Annotated in this window: 16 protein-coding genes; 12 read left to right on the top strand and 4 right to left on the bottom strand. The window is 60.6% G+C overall.

The features are described from left to right. The first annotated feature begins 69 nt into the window (after positions 1-69). On the top strand, positions 70-537 hold the full coding sequence (locus NMB39_RS05360; protein ID WP_057021672.1) for a preQ0 transporter: 468 nt from the start codon (positions 70-72) through the stop codon (positions 535-537). Between the two features lie 69 nt (positions 538-606). Continuing rightward, on the top strand, positions 607-1788 hold the full coding sequence (gene purT, locus NMB39_RS05365; RefSeq protein WP_198718955.1) for a formate-dependent phosphoribosylglycinamide formyltransferase: 1182 nt from the start codon (positions 607-609) through the stop codon (positions 1786-1788). A 102-nt stretch (positions 1789-1890) separates the two neighbouring features. On the opposite strand, the gene NMB39_RS05370 is transcribed toward purT, so the two are convergent. From NMB39_RS05370 to NMB39_RS05380, 3 genes are all read right to left on the bottom strand, one after another. Beyond that, entirely contained in the window at positions 1891-3201 is a 1311-nt protein-coding gene (locus NMB39_RS05370; RefSeq protein ID WP_057021670.1) for an MFS transporter, read from the bottom strand. Positions 3202-3570: 369 nt separating this feature from the next. Continuing rightward, positions 3571-4809: a transporter associated domain-containing protein gene (locus NMB39_RS05375; protein WP_494339551.1), complete on the bottom strand. Its 1239-nt coding sequence runs from the start codon at positions 4807-4809 to the stop codon at positions 3571-3573. Positions 4810-4821: 12 nt separating this feature from the next. Further along, the gene (locus tag NMB39_RS05380) at positions 4822-5634 is read right to left on the bottom strand and encodes a cytochrome C assembly family protein (RefSeq protein WP_057013212.1); all 813 of its coding nucleotides are present in this window, start codon (positions 5632-5634) and stop codon (positions 4822-4824) included. 219 nt (positions 5635-5853) lie between these two features. Here NMB39_RS05380 and ffh point away from each other — a divergent pair, with 219 nt between their 5' ends. The 6 genes from ffh (at position 5854) to NMB39_RS05410 (ending at position 9922) form a co-directional block, all read left to right on the top strand. After that, positions 5854-7230 (top strand): signal recognition particle protein, encoded by a 1377-nt coding sequence (gene ffh / locus NMB39_RS05385; protein WP_010207982.1) that lies wholly within the window; start codon positions 5854-5856, stop codon positions 7228-7230. 251 nt (positions 7231-7481) lie between these two features. Further along, positions 7482-7733, top strand: coding sequence for a 30S ribosomal protein S16 (gene rpsP / locus NMB39_RS05390; RefSeq protein ID WP_003175899.1), 252 nt, complete (start codon positions 7482-7484; stop codon positions 7731-7733). Positions 7734-7738: 5 nt separating this feature from the next. Beyond that, on the top strand, positions 7739-8275 hold the full coding sequence (gene rimM / locus NMB39_RS05395; RefSeq protein WP_003175898.1) for a ribosome maturation factor RimM: 537 nt from the start codon (positions 7739-7741) through the stop codon (positions 8273-8275). Further along, positions 8257-9030, top strand: a complete 774-nt coding sequence (trmD, locus tag NMB39_RS05400; RefSeq protein ID WP_172833430.1) for a tRNA (guanosine(37)-N1)-methyltransferase TrmD — start codon at positions 8257-8259, stop codon at positions 9028-9030. The genes rimM and trmD overlap by 19 nt, the downstream gene beginning before the upstream one ends. Positions 9031-9075: 45 nt before the next feature. Then, positions 9076-9426, top strand: coding sequence for a 50S ribosomal protein L19 (rplS, locus tag NMB39_RS05405; RefSeq protein ID WP_003175895.1), 351 nt, complete (start codon positions 9076-9078; stop codon positions 9424-9426). Positions 9427-9508: 82 nt separating this feature from the next. Beyond that, positions 9509-9922 carry an acyl-CoA thioesterase gene (locus tag NMB39_RS05410; protein ID WP_494339550.1) on the top strand — a complete coding sequence of 138 codons (414 nt, stop codon included), beginning with the start codon at positions 9509-9511 and terminating at the stop codon, positions 9920-9922. Here NMB39_RS05410 and NMB39_RS05415 read toward each other — a convergent pair whose 3' ends face one another. Beyond that, on the bottom strand, positions 9923-11731 hold the full coding sequence (locus tag NMB39_RS05415) for a cation:proton antiporter (protein WP_494339549.1): 1809 nt from the start codon (positions 11729-11731) through the stop codon (positions 9923-9925). 107 nt (positions 11732-11838) lie between these two features. Between NMB39_RS05415 and xerD the strand changes: the two genes are divergently transcribed. From xerD to thrC, 4 genes are all read left to right on the top strand, one after another. Next, a complete protein-coding gene (gene xerD, locus NMB39_RS05420) occupies positions 11839-12735 on the top strand; it encodes a site-specific tyrosine recombinase XerD (protein ID WP_046069403.1) in 897 nt (298 codons plus the stop codon). A gap of 149 nt (positions 12736-12884) precedes the next feature. Further along, a complete protein-coding gene (locus NMB39_RS05425) occupies positions 12885-13616 on the top strand; it encodes a thioredoxin fold domain-containing protein (RefSeq protein ID WP_043046861.1) in 732 nt (243 codons plus the stop codon). Between the two features lie 128 nt (positions 13617-13744). Then, a complete protein-coding gene (locus tag NMB39_RS05430; protein WP_043046862.1) occupies positions 13745-15049 on the top strand; it encodes a homoserine dehydrogenase in 1305 nt (434 codons plus the stop codon). Positions 15050-15115: 66 nt separating this feature from the next. Continuing rightward, positions 15116-16525 (top strand): threonine synthase, encoded by a 1410-nt coding sequence (gene thrC / locus NMB39_RS05435; protein ID WP_057021667.1) that lies wholly within the window; start codon positions 15116-15118, stop codon positions 16523-16525. Positions 16526-16528 lie beyond the last annotated feature (3 nt).

Consider the following 16528-nt stretch of genomic DNA (forward strand, 5'->3'; position numbering starts at 1 on the left):
AGGCCCTCCCAGACGACATATGTCTAATTGTGAAGTACCCTGTGTCCCTTGTTCACAGGTCATTCATCCATGTTTTTCCTGATCGCCTACATCAGCAGCGTCGTGCTGATCAACTTCGCCTTCTCCACCGCCCCGCACCTGGATGTGATCTGGTCCGCCTGGGGTGGCCTGGTCTTCATCCTGCGCGACATGGTGCAAACCCGCTTCGGCCATGGCGCAATCATCGCCATGCTGGCGGCGCTGGTGCTGTCGTATATCACCTCCGACCCATCCATCGCCCTGGCCAGCGCCACGGCGTTCGCAGTGTCCGAATGCATCGACTGGCTGGTGTTCAGCATCACCCGGCGCCCCCTGCATGACCGCCTGTGGATAAGTTCGGCGCTGAGCATTCCCCTCGATACGTTTATCTTTTTCGGCCTGATCGGCGCGCTGACGCCGGCGGTGGCGGGCACGGCGCTGGTGTCGAAGTTCGCCGGGGTCACGGTGGTGTGGTTGATCATGGCTTGGCGCCTGCGCAAGCGTGCCGTCGCCAACTGAGGCCAATTCTTGCAGTTCATGTAAAATGCCGGCCTTTCTCCCCATGATCCGCTCCCCTGAGGACCTGAGATGACCCGAATCGGAACTCCATTGTCGCCAACCGCGACCCGCGTTTTGCTGTGTGGCTGCGGTGAGCTGGGCAAGGAAGTGGTAATCGAGCTGCAACGCCTGGGCGTTGAAGTGATTGCCGTGGATCGCTACGCCAACGCGCCAGCCATGCAGGTGGCGCACCGTAGCCATGTGATCAACATGCTCGACGGCGCCGCTCTGCGTGCGGTGATCGAGGCGGAGAAGCCGCATTTCATCGTGCCGGAAATCGAAGCCATCGCCACTGCGACCCTGGTGGAATTGGAAGCCGAAGGCTTCACCGTGATCCCGACTGCGCGTGCCGCATCACTGACCATGAACCGTGAAGGCATCCGTCGCCTGGCCGCCGAAGAGCTGGATCTGCCGACCTCGCCGTATCACTTCGCCGACACCTTTGAAGACTACAGCAAGGCCGTCCAGGACCTGGGTTTCCCCTGCGTGGTCAAGCCGGTGATGAGTTCGTCGGGCAAGGGCCAGAGCTTGCTGCGCAGCGCTGATGACGTACAGAAAGCCTGGGACTACGCCCAGGAAGGCGGGCGTGCCGGTAAAGGCCGGGTGATCATCGAAGGTTTTATCGACTTCGACTACGAAATCACCTTGCTGACCGTGCGCCATGTCGGTGGCACCACCTTCTGCGCCCCGGTCGGTCATCGTCAGGAAAAGGGCGACTATCAGGAATCCTGGCAGCCACAGGCCATGAGCCCGATTGCCCTGGCCGAGTCCGAACGAGTTGCCAAGGCAGTGACCGAAGCCCTGGGTGGCCGTGGCCTGTTTGGCGTGGAATTGTTCATCAAGGGCGATCAGGTGTGGTTCAGCGAAGTGTCGCCGCGCCCACATGACACCGGTTTGGTCACACTGATTTCTCAGGACCTGTCGCAGTTCGCGCTGCACGCTCGCGCCATCCTCGGCCTGCCGATCCCATTGATCCGTCAGTTCGGGCCTTCGGCGTCGGCGGTGATCCTGGTGGAAGGGCAATCGACCCAGACGGCGTTTGCCAACCTGGGCGCGGCGTTGAGTGAGCCAGATACGGCATTGCGCCTGTTTGGCAAGCCAGAAGTGAATGGCCAGCGCCGCATGGGTGTGGCACTGGCGCGGGATGAGTCGATTGAAGCGGCTCGTGCCAAGGCGACCCGGGCTTCCCAGGCAGTGGTGGTAGAGCTCTAAAAGCATCGGGGCAAGCCCCCTCCCACACTTGATCCAGTTCACTGAGTTAGATTTGTGAATACATTCAAATGTGGGAGGGGGCTTGCTCCCGATAGCGGTCTATCAGCCCACGCGATTCAAATCATTATCCCGCGTCTCTTTCAGGCACAGCACTGCAATCAAACTCAACAACGCTGCCGCCGACACATACCCTCCGACATAACTGAGCCCACCCATCGCCACCAGCTTGGTCGCGAAGAACGGTGCTGCAGACGCCCCGACAATCCCGCCCAGGTTATACGCCGCCGAAGCACCGGTATAACGCACACGCGTCGGGAACAACTCCGGCAGCAGGGCACCCATCGGTGCGAAGGTCACACCCATCAGAAATAGCTCCAACGCCAGGAACAGCGCCACGGCCCAGGTCGAGCCGTGGGTCAGCAGTGGCTCCATGGTAAAGCCCGAGAGAATCGCCAGGATCGCCCCAACGATCAGCACCGGCTTACGTCCATAACGATCACTGGCCAGCGCTGCCAGCGGCGTCGCCAAGCCCATGAACAGCACGGCAAAGCACAGCAAACCGAGAAACGTCTCGCGGCTGTAGCCCAGTGTGGAAACGCCGTAGCTCAGGGAAAACGCCGTGGTGATGTAGAACAGCGCGTAGCACACCACCATCGACGCAGCGCCCAGCAGCACCGGCAGCCAATGTTGGCTGAACAGTTCCACCAGTGGCACCTTCACCGGTGCTTCTTTGGCTACGGAGTTGGCGAATACTGGGGTTTCATGCAGCTTCAGGCGTGCATACAGGCCCACCATCACCAGTGCGGCGCTGAGAATGAACGGAATGCGCCAACCCCAGCTGCGGAACTGCTCGTCATCCAGGCTCATGGCCAAGATCAGGAACAAGCCATTGGCCGCCAAAAAGCCAATCGATGGGCCCAATTGCGGGAACATGCCAAACCAGGCGCGCTTGCCTTTGGGCGCATTCTCGGTCGCCAGCAATGCCGCGCCGCCCCATTCCCCGCCAAGGCCCAGGCCCTGGCCGAAGCGCAATACGCACAAGAGGATCGGTGCCCAGGCGCCGATGCTGTCGTAGCCCGGCAGCAAGCCGATCAAGGTGGTGCACACGCCCATCAGCAGCAGCGAGGCCACCAGCGTGGATTTACGCCCGATACGGTCGCCGAAGTGGCCGAACAACGCCGAGCCCAGCGGGCGGGCGATAAAGGCGATGCCGAAGGTCAGGAACGAGGCCAGCATCTGCGCCGTACCGGAACTCTGGGGAAAGAACACCGGGCCGATCACCAGTGCGGCAGCCGTGGCGTAGATATAGAAATCGTAGAACTCGATGGCGGTGCCGACGATGCTCGCCGTGGCCACACGGGCGGTCGAATTGGTAGGGGCGGCGGTCGCAGCCTCTTGGTAGGTGGTGCTCATGGCAGTATCCCTGACGGTCATTGCGCGTTTGGACGCGGATTATTATTGGTCGAACACCCATGGATCAGGGCTATGCGCGGAGCGGCTCGGGATGGGAGCAAACACCGGTCGGACATGATGAAGCGGTGCCTGGACGCGCTGAGTGCGGGTAGCACGCGGTCGGGCGGGGGCTTGGGTAAGCCGCAGGGATTATAGGAAGGGGTTTGGAATTACAACAAGTGGCGGGAGTGCCACAAATCAAAATGTGGGAGGGGGCTTGCTCCCGATAGCGGTTTATCAGTCACCTACTGCAGTGACTGGCGCTCTGCTATCGGGAGCAAGTCGAACCGTCGCACCGCCCCTCCCACATTGGATTTGGTGTGTCAGGGATTATGCAGCGACGGGCACATGGCTGGTATGCCAGATCAGCACCTTGCTCACCCGGTTGTCCTCGGTTTCGAGGATTTCCAGGCGATAGCGGCCGATCTTCAGGCACACCGCGCAATCCGGGATGGTCTCCAGCGCCTCGGTCACCAGGCCGTTGAGGGTCTTGGGGCCATCGCTGGACAGGTGCCAGCCCAGGCTCTTGTTCAGTTCGCGGATCGAGGCGGCGCCGTCGATGATGTAGCGGCCATCGGGCTGGGCTTCGATATGCGGGTTATCCACAGCCTGGTCGCTTTCGAATTCGCCGACGATCTCTTCAAGAATGTCTTCCAGGGTAACGATGCCCAGCACTTCGCCGTATTCGTCCACCACCATGCCCAGGCGCCGCTGCTGCTTGTGGAAGTTCAGCAGTTGCAGTTGCAATGGCGTGCTTTCCGGGACGAAGTAAGGTTCGTGGCAGGCAGCCAGAAGCGCCTCTTTGGTCAGGCTGGCGTCGGGCAGCAGGTGCTGGACCTGCCGTGTGTTGAGCACCGCTTCGACCTGGTTGATATCGCTGTGGAACACTGGCAGGCGAGTGCGTTGGGAGCTGCGCAGTTGCTCGATGATTTCCTCGATCGAGTCATCCAGGTTGATACCGTCCACTTCGCTGCGCGGCACCAGGATGTCGTTGACGGTGATGTTATCCAGGGCGTGGATACCAGGCATGCCGGACATGCGGTCTTCGTCGGCTTCGGGCTGCGGTTCGTTGTCGTGGTGGGGCTGCGGCTCGTCGCTGTGTTTCACCACGCCGGCCTTGCGGGCAAACGGGCGCAGCAGCAACAGGCTGATGCCATTGAGCAGCCAGGCCAGGGGGTAAAGGATTTTCAGCGGTACACCCAGCAGGGTGTTACCAAAACCCAGCACCGCTTGCGGATGGCGGGTAGCCAGGGCGCGGGGCAGGTAGTCGGCCAGTATCAGCAGCAGGGCGCAGGAGATCAGCCAGCCCAGCCATGGGCCGTTCTGTGCCCAGGCATAGATTGCCAGCAGCGTGCAGAGGATCACCACCGCGGCACGGCACAGGCTGTTGCACAGGATCAGGCTATGGCGCGGGAAGCTCAGGCGTGCGGCTGCCTTGTCGCCCTGGCGTGTACCGGGGCGCAGGGCCAGCAGGTGTTGCTGCGCGGCTTCAATGGCGGTAAACAGCGCCGCCCATAAAACCAGCAAGGCAATTACGGCGAGCATCGGCCCTAAGGGCAAGTTGTCCATGATCGCCGCTCGTCAGATATGCAGGATGTATTCGCGAACCAGCTTGCTGCCGAAATAGGCCAGCATCAGCAGGCAGAAACCGGCCAGGGTCCAGCGGATTGCCTTGTGGCCGCGCCAGCCGAGGCGGTTGCGGCCCCACAGCAACACGCTGAACACCACCCAGGCCAGGCACGCCAGCAAGGTCTTGTGCACCAGGTGCTGGGCGAACAGGTTCTCGACGAACAGCCAGCCGGAGATCAGCGACAGCGACAGCAGGGTCCAGCCGGCCCACAGGAACCCGAACAGCAGGCTTTCCATGGTTTGCAGCGGCGGGAAGTTCTTGATCAGCCCGGACGGGTGCTTGTGCTTGAGCTGGTGGTCCTGCAGCAGCAGGAGCAGGGCCTGGAACACCGCGATGGTGAACATGCCGTAGGCGAGGATCGACAACAGGATATGGGCAAGGATGCCCGGTTCCTCGTCAATCACCTGCACGGTGCCAGTGGGCGCGAACTGCGCCAGCAGCACTGTCAGCATGCCCAAGGGGAATAGCAGCACCAGCAGGTTCTCGACTGGAATGCGGTAGCAGGCCAGCAGCGTCAGCGCGATGACGGCCGCGGCGATCAGGCTGGCGGCGCTGAAAAAGTCCAGGCCCAGGCCCACCGGGGTCATCAGGTGGGTGAACAGGCTGGCGGCATGGGCCAGCAGGGCCAGCACGCCAAGGCCGACGAGCAGACGTTTGTCCGCTTTGGTGCCTTGGGCCAGACGAGTGCCCTGATAGAGGGTCGCAGCGGCATACAAGATGGCGGCGGCGAGGCTGGGTAGCAAACTGGGTGACAAGGGGAGCATAAATCCTGATAGACAAGCCCGAAAGGCGCTGAGTTTGGCACACACCTGCGCTGCAAGAAAGACTCCCGGGCCAGACAGCGGGTGTGCATGGGCGCAGTCTTCGCTATAATCCGCGACCTGCCCACGCCGCAGGCTCGCCGAGCGCTGTTTTTAATAGCGATTTACCACAGCCTGGGCCGCCATTACCTCGGTCTATCTTAGGGCCTGAAAGGATCGCGCATGTTTGAAAACCTGACTGACCGTCTCTCGCAGACGCTGCGCCACGTTACCGGCAAGGCCAAGCTGACCGAGGACAATATCAAAGACACCCTGCGTGAAGTGCGCATGGCGTTGCTGGAAGCCGACGTGGCCTTGCCGGTGGTGAAGGACTTCGTCAACTCGGTCAAGGAACGTGCGGTCGGCACTGAAGTGTCCCGCAGCCTGACCCCGGGCCAGGCCTTTGTGAAGATCGTCCAGGCCGAGCTCGAAAGCCTGATGGGCGCGGCCAACGAAGATTTGAACCTCAGCGCCGTGCCACCGGCTGTCGTGCTGATGGCCGGTTTGCAGGGCGCGGGTAAAACCACCACCGCCGGCAAGCTGGCGCGCTTCCTTAAAGAGCGCAAGAAGAAATCCGTGATGGTGGTGTCGGCCGACGTGTACCGTCCGGCGGCCATCAAACAGTTGGAAATGCTCGCAGGCGAAGTGGGCGTGACCTTCTTCCCGTCCGACCTGAGCCAGAAGCCGGTCGACATTGCCAACGCGGCGATTAAAGAAGCCAAGCTCAAGTTCATCGACGTGGTCATCGTCGATACCGCCGGTCGCCTGCACATCGACGAAGAAATGATGGGCGAGATCAAGGCGCTGCATGCCGCGATCAACCCGGTCGAGACGCTGTTCGTGGTCGATGCCATGACCGGCCAGGATGCGGCCAACACCGCCAAGGCCTTTGGCGACGCACTGCCGCTGACCGGCGTGATCCTCACCAAGGTCGACGGCGACGCCCGCGGCGGTGCTGCGCTGTCGGTGCGTGCCATCACCGGCAAGCCGATCAAGTTCATCGGTATGGGCGAGAAGAGTGACGCGCTCGAGCCGTTCCACCCCGAGCGTATCGCTTCGCGCATCCTCGGCATGGGCGACGTGCTCAGCCTGATCGAGCAGGCCGAAGCCACGCTGGACAAGGACAAGGCCGACAAGCTGGCCAAGAAACTGAAGAAGGGTAAGGGCTTCGATCTCGAAGACTTCCGTGACCAGTTGCAACAGATGAAGAACATGGGCGGCCTCGGCGGCCTGATGGACAAGCTGCCGAACATCGGTGGTGTGAACCTGGCGCAGATGGGCAATGCCCAGGGCGCGGCAGAGAAGCAGTTCAAGCAGATGGAAGCCATCATCAACTCCATGACCCCGGCCGAGCGCCGCGACCCTGAGCTGATCAGCGGTTCGCGCAAGCGTCGGATCGCCATGGGCTCCGGCACCCAGGTGCAGGACATCGGTCGCTTGATCAAGCAGCACAAGCAAATGCAGAAGATGATGAAGAAATTCTCCGCCAAAGGCGGTATGGCCAAGATGATGCGCGGCATGGGCGGTATGTTGCCCGGCGGCGGCATGCCGAAAATGTAAAAGTTTCGAGCGGGAGTTCACTCCTGCTCCGACCCACAGGGATGTGGGATCTCCAGCAAACCCGCCGTTGGCGGGGGCTGACTCGCCGTTTTAACCGACGGCTCTATAGCAGATCTGAGTGGCACGCTGACTAGGCGCCAGAAAAAGACATTTGCAAAAGTCCGGATATTCCTTAGAATATGCGGCCTTTCGGGCACCTATGCCCGCTGTGCATTTAGATTTGCAGCACCGACTACAGGAACGATGTTCACATGCTAACAATCCGTCTTGCCCTTGGCGGCTCCAAAAAGCGCCCGTTTTACCACTTGACCGTAACCGACAGCCGCAACCCGCGCGACGGTTCGCACAAGGAACAGGTTGGTTTCTTCAACCCTGTTGCTCGTGGTCAAGAAGTTCGTCTGTCCGTGAACCAAGAGCGCGTAGCCTACTGGCTGAGCGTTGGCGCACAGCCATCCGAGCGCGTTGCAAAACTGTTGAAGGACTCGGCTAAGGCCGCAGCCTGAGCAATATGAACGCGACGCCAGCTGTTGCTGATGATTTGATCGTTATCGGCAAGATTTACTCTGTTCATGGCGTTCGCGGCGAAGTGAAGGTGTATTCCTTTACTGATCCGACTGAAAACCTGTTGCAGTACAAGACCTGGACGCTCAAGCGCGAGGGTAGTGTGAAACAGGTTGAGCTGGTCAGTGGACGCGGGAGCGATAAGTTCCTGGTCGCGAAGCTCAAGGGTCTTGATGATCGTGAAGAAGCTCGTCTTCTGGCCGGTTATGAGATCTGCGTGCCGCGCAACCTGTTCCCTGAATTGACCGACGGCGAGTACTACTGGTACCAGCTCGAAGGTCTGAAGGTTATCGATCAACTCGGGCAATTGCTGGGGAAAATCGACCATCTTCTGGAAACCGGCGCCAATGATGTAATGGTGGTCAAGCCTTGCGCTGGCAGCCTGGATGATCGCGAACGCCTGTTGCCCTATACCGAGCAATGCGTGTTGGCCGTCGACCTGGCAGCGGGCGAGATGAAGGTGGAATGGGACGCGGACTTCTAGGCGTGGCTAATTTGCGCATTGAAGTGATCAGTTTGTTTCCCGAGATGTTTTCCGCCATCAGCGAGTACGGCATCACCAGTCGGGCGGTGAAACAGGGGCTGTTGCAGCTTACCTGTTGGAACCCGCGAGACTACACGACGGATCGACATCACACTGTGGATGACCGCCCATTTGGCGGTGGCCCGGGCATGGTGATGAAGATCAAGCCCCTGGAAGATGCGTTGGTTCAGGCCAAGGCAGCCGCCGGGGAGAAGGCGAAGGTGATTTACCTGTCCCCTCAAGGCCGTCAGCTGAAACAGGCGGCGGTACGCGAACTGGCGAATGAGGAAAGTTTGATCCTGATTGCCGGTCGCTATGAAGGCATTGACGAGCGTTTTATTGAAGCTCATGTCGATGAAGAGTGGTCGATTGGGGACTATGTATTGTCTGGCGGCGAGCTGCCGGCAATGGTCCTGATAGATGCGGTTACACGACTGCTGCCTGGAGCTTTAGGGCATGTGGACTCTGCGGAGGAAGATTCCTTCACGGATGGTTTGCTGGATTGCCCGCACTACACCCGACCGGAGGTGTATGCGGATCAGCGTGTTCCCGACGTATTGCTAAGTGGCAATCACGCACACATCCGGCGTTGGCGTTTACAGCAGTCCCTTGGTCGGACCTATGAACGACGCGCCGATCTTCTGGAAAGCCGCTCGCTTTCTGGAGAAGAGAAGAAGCTGCTCGAGGAATACATCCTCGCGCGGGACGATAGTTAACAACGTATCGATGGTAGGTCCATTGACTTACCTTAGGAGCACAGCATGACTAACAAAATCATCCTTGCACTCGAAGCAGAGCAGATGACCAAAGAGATCCCTACCTTTGCCCCGGGCGACACCATTGTCGTTCAGGTGAAAGTGAAGGAAGGCGACCGTTCGCGTCTGCAAGCGTTCGAAGGCGTGGTAATCGCCAAGCGTAACCGTGGTGTGAACAGTGCTTTCACTGTTCGTAAAATCTCCAACGGTGTTGGCGTAGAGCGTACTTTCCAGACCTACAGCCCGCAAATCGACAGCATGGCCGTTAAGCGTCGCGGTGACGTACGTAAAGCCAAGCTGTACTACCTGCGTGACCTGTCCGGTAAAGCAGCTCGCATCAAGGAAAAACTGGCTTAAGTCCAGCTTCCCGATGCAGAAAAAAGCAGCCTAGGGGCTGCTTTTTTGTGCCTGAAATTTGTCTATCTGCCGGTATTTGTCCATGACCGCCCGCCTCGAAGAAATCCAGCGCCGCACCGACCTGTCCGTTACCCACGTGACCAAGGCCGTGTTCCCGCCCACCACCAACCACCACAACACCCTGTTCGGCGGCACCGCCCTGGCGTGGATGGACGAAGTGTCGTTCATCACTGCCACGCGTTTCTGCCGCTTGCCCTTGGTGACGGTGTCCACCGACCGTATCGACTTCAATCACGCAATCCCGGCCGGCTCCATCGTTGAGCTGATCGGTCGGGTGATCAAGGTCGGCAACACCAGCCTCAAGGTCGAAGTAGAGGTGTTTGTCGAGAGCATGAGTGTCGATGGCCGTGAAAAGGCGATCCAGGGCGTGTTCAGCTTTGTCGCTATTGACGCGGACAAACGCCCTGTACCGGTATTGCCTGGGTTTGCCGACTGATTACGTGGCAGTGCTGTTCTCTGGCTGAATCACGGCCAGTAAGGTCCAGCCGGCCATAGGTTTCAAGCTGCTCTGGGGCGTGACCACATGCACCCAGCCGCTGGTGTCGCGGGCAAACAGCAGGGTGGCGCGCTCTCCATGCAGTGCCTGGTACTGCTCCCAGCCGAAGCCGTCTGTGAGGTTAGTGCTATATAGCTCGGCGCCTTGGCCCAACAGGCTGGCCAGCTTGGTGTAGCTCAAGGGTTGGCTGCCCAGCAGTTGGCCGCGGTGTTCGTGGCTGGCCTTGTGTTTGTCGGTGCGGCGGTTTTCCTGGCTGCTGGCCAGGGCGAATAGGCGATGGCCGAAGTCATGGCGAAAACGCATGGTGGCCAAGGCGTTCAGTTCGCCGGAAGGCGAGAGCGCGAGCAAATGCCCCAGGCCGACCAGGTCCAGATGGGATTCGGCATGCTGGGAAGCGGGGTTACCGAAATAAGTGGGCAGCCCCTCCATGCGACTGGCGCGGATATTTTCCCAGCTCGAATCCGTCAGCAACACGCGGCTGCCCAATTGTTGCAACGCCTTGCCGAGCGCCCGCGCCGGGCCGTTTGCGCCGACAATCAGGAAACCGCTGGGCGCAGGCTCGGCGACTTTCAGCAGGCGCGCCAAGGGGCGTGCCGTGGCGCTTTGCAGCACCACCGTGCCGATGATGACTGCGAAAGTCAGTGGTACCAGCAGCAAGGCGCCTTCATGACCCGCCTCATCCAGGCGGATCGCAAAGATCGCCGACACTGCCGCGGCCACAATGCCCCGTGGGGCGATCCAGGCCAGCAGCGCGCGCTCGCGCCAGTTCAGCCCGGAGCCAAACGTTGAAAGCGCCACGTTCAACGGGCGCGCAATAAACTGGATGATCAGCAGCAAGATCAACACGAATGGGCCCAATGCGATCAAGGCATTCAAGTCCAGGCGCGCCGCTAGCAGGATGAACAGCCCGGAAATCAGCAACACACTGAGGTTTTCCTTGAAATGCAGGATGTGCCTGACATCCACGCCCTTCATATTCGCCATCCACATGCCCATCAGCGTGACCGCCAGCAGGCCGGATTCATGCATCACCTGGTTGGCAGCGATAAAGATGCCCAGCACGCCGGCAAGCGTCGCCAGGTTATGCAGATATTCCGGCAACCATTGCCGGCGCATGATCTGCCCCAGTACCCAGCCGCCGGCAATGCCGAACAGGCTGCCGCACAGGATCACACCGCCGAAGGTCAGCAGGCTATGGCTCAAACCGTCGCCCGCAGCCCGGGCAATGATGAAGCTGTAGACCACTACCGCCAGCAGCGCGCCAATCGGGTCGATGACGATGCCCTCCCAGCGCAGGATGTTGGCAATGGAGGCCTTGGGGCGTACTACGCGCAGCATGGGCACGATCACGGTCGGCCCGGTCACCAGGGTCAGGGTGCAGAACAGCAGGGCGAGCATCCAGTCGAACCCCAGCAGCCAGTGGGTGGCCAGGGTGATCACTGCCCAGGTCGACAGGGCGCCGACCGTTACCAGGCGATGTACCACACTGCCGATCTCCTTCCACTCCGAAAGGTGCAGGGTCAGGCTGCCTTCGAACAGGATCAACGCCACGGCCAGGGACACCAACGGCATTAACAGAGGGCCGAACATCTCCTGCGGGTCGAGCCAGCCCAGTACCGGCCCCGCCAAAATACCCGTCAATAACAGAAACAGGATCGCCGGCAACTTGAGCCGCCACGCCAGCCATTGGCAACCCAATGCCGCCACTCCAATGCCGCCAAAGGCCAGCAAAATCTGTTGTTCATTCATTGAAGCTTCCTGTTCCTTGAAGTAGCGGGCTATGAAAGACTAGCGACCCTTGTCACAGTTCACTAAATAATTTGCGCAAAGCCCCGTGCTGCGTCGCTTGAGAGCCCATGCCCGCCATCGACCACCCTTTGATCGACCGTTTCCTTGACGCCCTCTGGCTGGAAAAAGGCCTGTCGGACAACACGCGCCAGGCGTATCGCAGCGACCTGGCCCTGTTCAATGGCTGGTTGCAGGACAAAAACCTTGAGTTGATCAACGCCGGGCGTGAGCTGATCCTCGATCATCTGGCGTGGCGCCTTGAGCAGAACTACAAACCACGCTCCACCGCACGATTCCTGTCCGGCGTGCGCGGCTTTTACCGCTACCTGCTGCGGGAAAAGCTCATTGCGACCGATCCCACTCTACAAATCGATATGCCGCAATTAGGTAGGCCTCTTCCTAAATCTTTGTCGGAAGCTGACGTGGATGCTCTGTTGGCTGCGCCGGATCTCAGTGAAGCCATCGGTCAACGCGACCGCGCCATGCTGGAAGTGTTGTACGCCTGCGGCCTGCGTGTGACCGAGCTGATCAGCCTGACCCTGGAGCAAGTCAACCTGCGCCAGGGCGTGCTGCGGGTGATGGGCAAGGGCAGCAAGGAGCGGCTGGTGCCCATGGGCGAGGAGGCTATTGTGTGGGTCGAGCGCTACATGCGCGATGCGCGCCACGAGCTGCTCGGCGGGCGCCCCAGCGATGTGCTGTTTCCCAGCCTGCGCGGCGAGCAGATGACGCGCCAGACCTTCTGGCACCGCATCAAACATCAGGCCAAAGTGGCCGGGATCGGCAAAGCCCTGTCGCCCCACACCTTGCGCCATGCATTCGCCACCCATTTGCTCAACCACGGCGCCGATTTGCGTGTAGTTCAAATGCTGCTCGGTCACAGCGACTTATCCACCACGCAGATCTACACCCATGTGGCCCGCGCACGTTTGCAGGACATGCACGCCAAGCATCACCCACGGGGATAAAAACTGTCGGAAACGGCCCAATTTACCTGCCACAGTCTGCCCCTCGGCCCAACTGTGGTAGGCTTTGCCGGTTCGCAAAGGGGACGACCCGAGTTGGGTTCCAGATCGATATTCTGCCCCCGTCCCTGCCTCTGCCTTCAGGAGTTCCCATGCGCTTGACCCAGATTATTGCCGCCGCAGCCATTGCGTTGGTTTCCACCTTTGCCGTCGCCGATGATGCGGCCGAGCAGACCATTCGCAAGAGCCTGGCCAACCTGGCGCTCGACACCCCTATCGAAAGCATCAGCGCCAGCCCCATGGCCGGCCTGTATGAAGTCAAGCTCAAGGGCAGCCGTGTGCTGTACGCCAGTGCCGACGGCCAGTACATCGTCCAGGGCTACCTGTTCCAGCTCAAGGATGGCAAGCCGGTCAACCTGACCGAGAAAGCCGAGCGCCTGGGCGTGTCCAAGCTGATCAACGGTATCCCGGTAGCGGAAACCGTGGTTTACCCGGCCATCGGCGAAACCAAGACCCATATCACCGTATTCACCGATACTACCTGCCCGTACTGCCACAAGCTGCATGCCGAAGTGCCTGCGCTGAACAAGCTGGGGGTGGAGGTGCGCTACGTCGCCTTCCCGCGCCAGGGCCTGGGTTCGCCGGGTGACGAGCAGTTGCAAGCCGTATGGTGCTCGGCCGACAAGAAAGCGGCCATGGACAAGATGGTCGACGGCAAGGAAATCAAGGCGGCCAAATGCGCCAACCCGGTTTCCAAGCAGTTCGCCCTCGGCCAGTCCATTGGTGTGAACGGTACACCGGCCATCGTTTTGGCCGACGGCCAGGTGATTCCGGGCTACCAGCCGGCGCCGCAAGTTGCCAAACTGGCACTGGGTGCCAAGTAAGCATTAATCGTCGAGCCTTTGACGATCATGACCCGGCGAACCGTCGACGGGTCATTAATTGAGAGCCGCAGTTGTGCGGCTGTTTTCACGGCCGACCTTGAGTCGGCCGTTTCATGGGGAGTTCTTCAGTGAAACCGGTCAAAGTAGGCATCTGTGGGTTAGGGACCGTCGGTGGCGGTACCTTCAACGTACTTCAGCGTAACGCTGAAGAAATTTCCCGCCGTGCAGGGCGTGGGATTGAAGTGGCGCAAATTGCCACGCGTTCGCCAAAGCCTCAGTACGAAACGACCGGTATTGCTATTACCAACGATGTCTTCGCCGTAGCCACCAACCCTGAAATCGATATCGTCATCGAACTGGTGGGCGGCTATACCGTGGCCCGCGAGCTGGTGCTCAAGGCTATCGAGAACGGCAAGCACGTGGTCACCGCCAACAAGGCGCTGATCGCCGTGCATGGCAACGAGATCTTCGCCAAGGCCCGCGAAAAAGGCGTGATCGTCGCGTTCGAAGCCGCGGTGGCCGGTGGTATCCCGGTGATCAAGGCGATCCGTGAAGGCCTGTCTGCCAACCGTATCAACTGGGTGGCTGGCATCATCAACGGCACCGGTAACTTCATCCTCACCGAAATGCGCGAGAAGGGCCGTACCTTCGAAGACGTACTGGCCGAAGCCCAGGCCCTGGGTTACGCCGAAGCCGACCCTACCTTTGACGTGGAAGGCATCGACGCAGCGCACAAGCTGACCATCCTGGCCTCCATTGCCTTTGGTATCCCGCTGCAGTTCGACAAGGCCTACACCGAAGGCATCACCAAGCTGACCACTGCCGACGTGAACTACGCCGAAGCCCTGGGCTACCGCATCAAGCACCTGGGCGTGGCGCGCAGCACCCCGGCAGGCATCGAGTTGCGTGTGCACCCGACGCTGATCCCGGCCGACCGCCTGATCGCCAACGTCAATGGCGTGATGAATGCGGTGATGGTCAACGGCGACGCCGCTGGCTCCACCCTGTTCTACGGCGCCGGCGCCGGCATGGAGCCGACCGCCTCGTCGGTGATCGCCGACCTGGTGGACGTGGTCCGCGCCATGACCAGCGACCCGGAAAACCGCGTACCGCACCTGGCCTTCCAGCCGGACTCGCTGTCGGCCCATCCGATCCTGCCGATCGAAGCCTGCGAAAGCGCCTACTACCTGCGCATCCAGGCCCAGGATCACCCCGGCGTGCTGGCCCAGGTGGCGAGCATCCTGTCGGAGCGTGGTATCAACATCGAGTCGATCATGCAGAAGGAAGTCGAGGAGCAAAACGGCCAGGTGCCGATGATCCTGCTGACCCACCGCGTGCTCGAGCAGCATATCAACGATGCCATCCACGCCCTGGAAGCCCTGCAAGGTGTGGTTGGCCCGGTGGTGCGTATTCGCGTCGAACACCTGAACTAACGATTTGTTCCAGGGGCCCCGTCTCTTCGGCGGCCCCTGTTCGAGAATGTTTTAGAGGAGCCAGTCATGCGTTACATCAGCACTCGCGGCCAGGCACCGGCCCTGAATTTCGAAGACGTCCTGCTGGCAGGCCTTGCCACCGACGGCGGCCTGTACGTGCCGGAAAACCTGCCACGTTTCACCCAGGAAGAAATCGCCTCCTGGGCCGGCCTGCCGTATCACGAGCTGGCATTCCGGGTGATGCGCCCGTTCGTCACCGGCAGCATTCCGGATGCGGATTTCAAGAAGATCCTGGAAGAGACGTACGGCGTGTTTTCCCACAACGCCATCGCACCCCTGCGCCAGCTGAACGGCAACGAGTGGGTCCTTGAACTGTTCCACGGCCCGACCCTGGCGTTCAAGGACTTCGCCCTGCAACTGCTGGGGCGTTTGCTCGATTATGTGCTGGAGAAGCGCGGCGAACGCGTAGTGATCATCGGCGCCACTTCCGGTGATACCGGCTCGGCGGCCATCGAAGGGTGCAAGCACTGCGAAAACGTCGACATCTTCATCCTGCACCCGCACAAGCGCGTGTCGGAAGTGCAGCGCCGGCAGATGACCACCATTTTCGGCGAGAACATCCACAACATCGCCATCGAAGGCAACTTCGACGACTGCCAGGAAATGGTCAAGAACAGCTTCGCTGACCAGAGTTTCCTCAAGGGCACACGCCTGGTGGCAGTGAACTCGATCAACTGGGCGCGGATCATGGCCCAGATCGTCTACTACTTCCACGCCTCCCTGCAACTGGGCGGCCCGGCGCGTTCGGTGTCGTTCTCGGTGCCCACCGGCAACTTCGGCGACATCTTCGCCGGTTACCTGGCGCGCAACATGGGCCTGCCGATCAACCAGCTGATCGTCGCCACCAACCGCAACGACATCCTGCACCGCTTCATGAGCGGTAACCAGTACGTCAAGGAAACCCTGCACGCCACGCTGTCGCCGTCCATGGACATCATGGTGTCGTCGAACTTCGAACGCCTGCTGTTCGACATGCACGGTCGCAACGGCGCGGCCCTGGCCGAACTGATGAGCAGCTTCAAGCAAGGTGGCGGTTTCAGCGTTGATGAGGAACGCTGGACCGAAACCCGCAAGCTGTTCGACTCCCTGGCCGTGGACGATGCGCAGACTTGCCAAACCATTGCTGAGGTCTATGCCCAGACCGGCGAAGTGCTCGACCCGCACACGGCCATCGGTGTGAAGGCCGCCCGCGAATGCCGCCGCAGCCTGGACATCCCGATGGTGATCCTCGGCACTGCGCACCCGGTGAAATTCCCCGAAGCGGTGGAGAAGGCCGGTGTTGGCAAGGCTTTGGAATTGCCGGAGCACTTGGTCGACCTGTTCGAACGTGAAGAGCGCTGCACCGTGCTGGCTAACGACCTGAAGGCAGTGCAGGCGTTTGTCAGCCAACACGGTAATCGCGGCAAGCCGCTCTGATGC

The sequence above is a fragment of the Pseudomonas sp. FBCC-B545 genome (assembly GCF_059134095.1).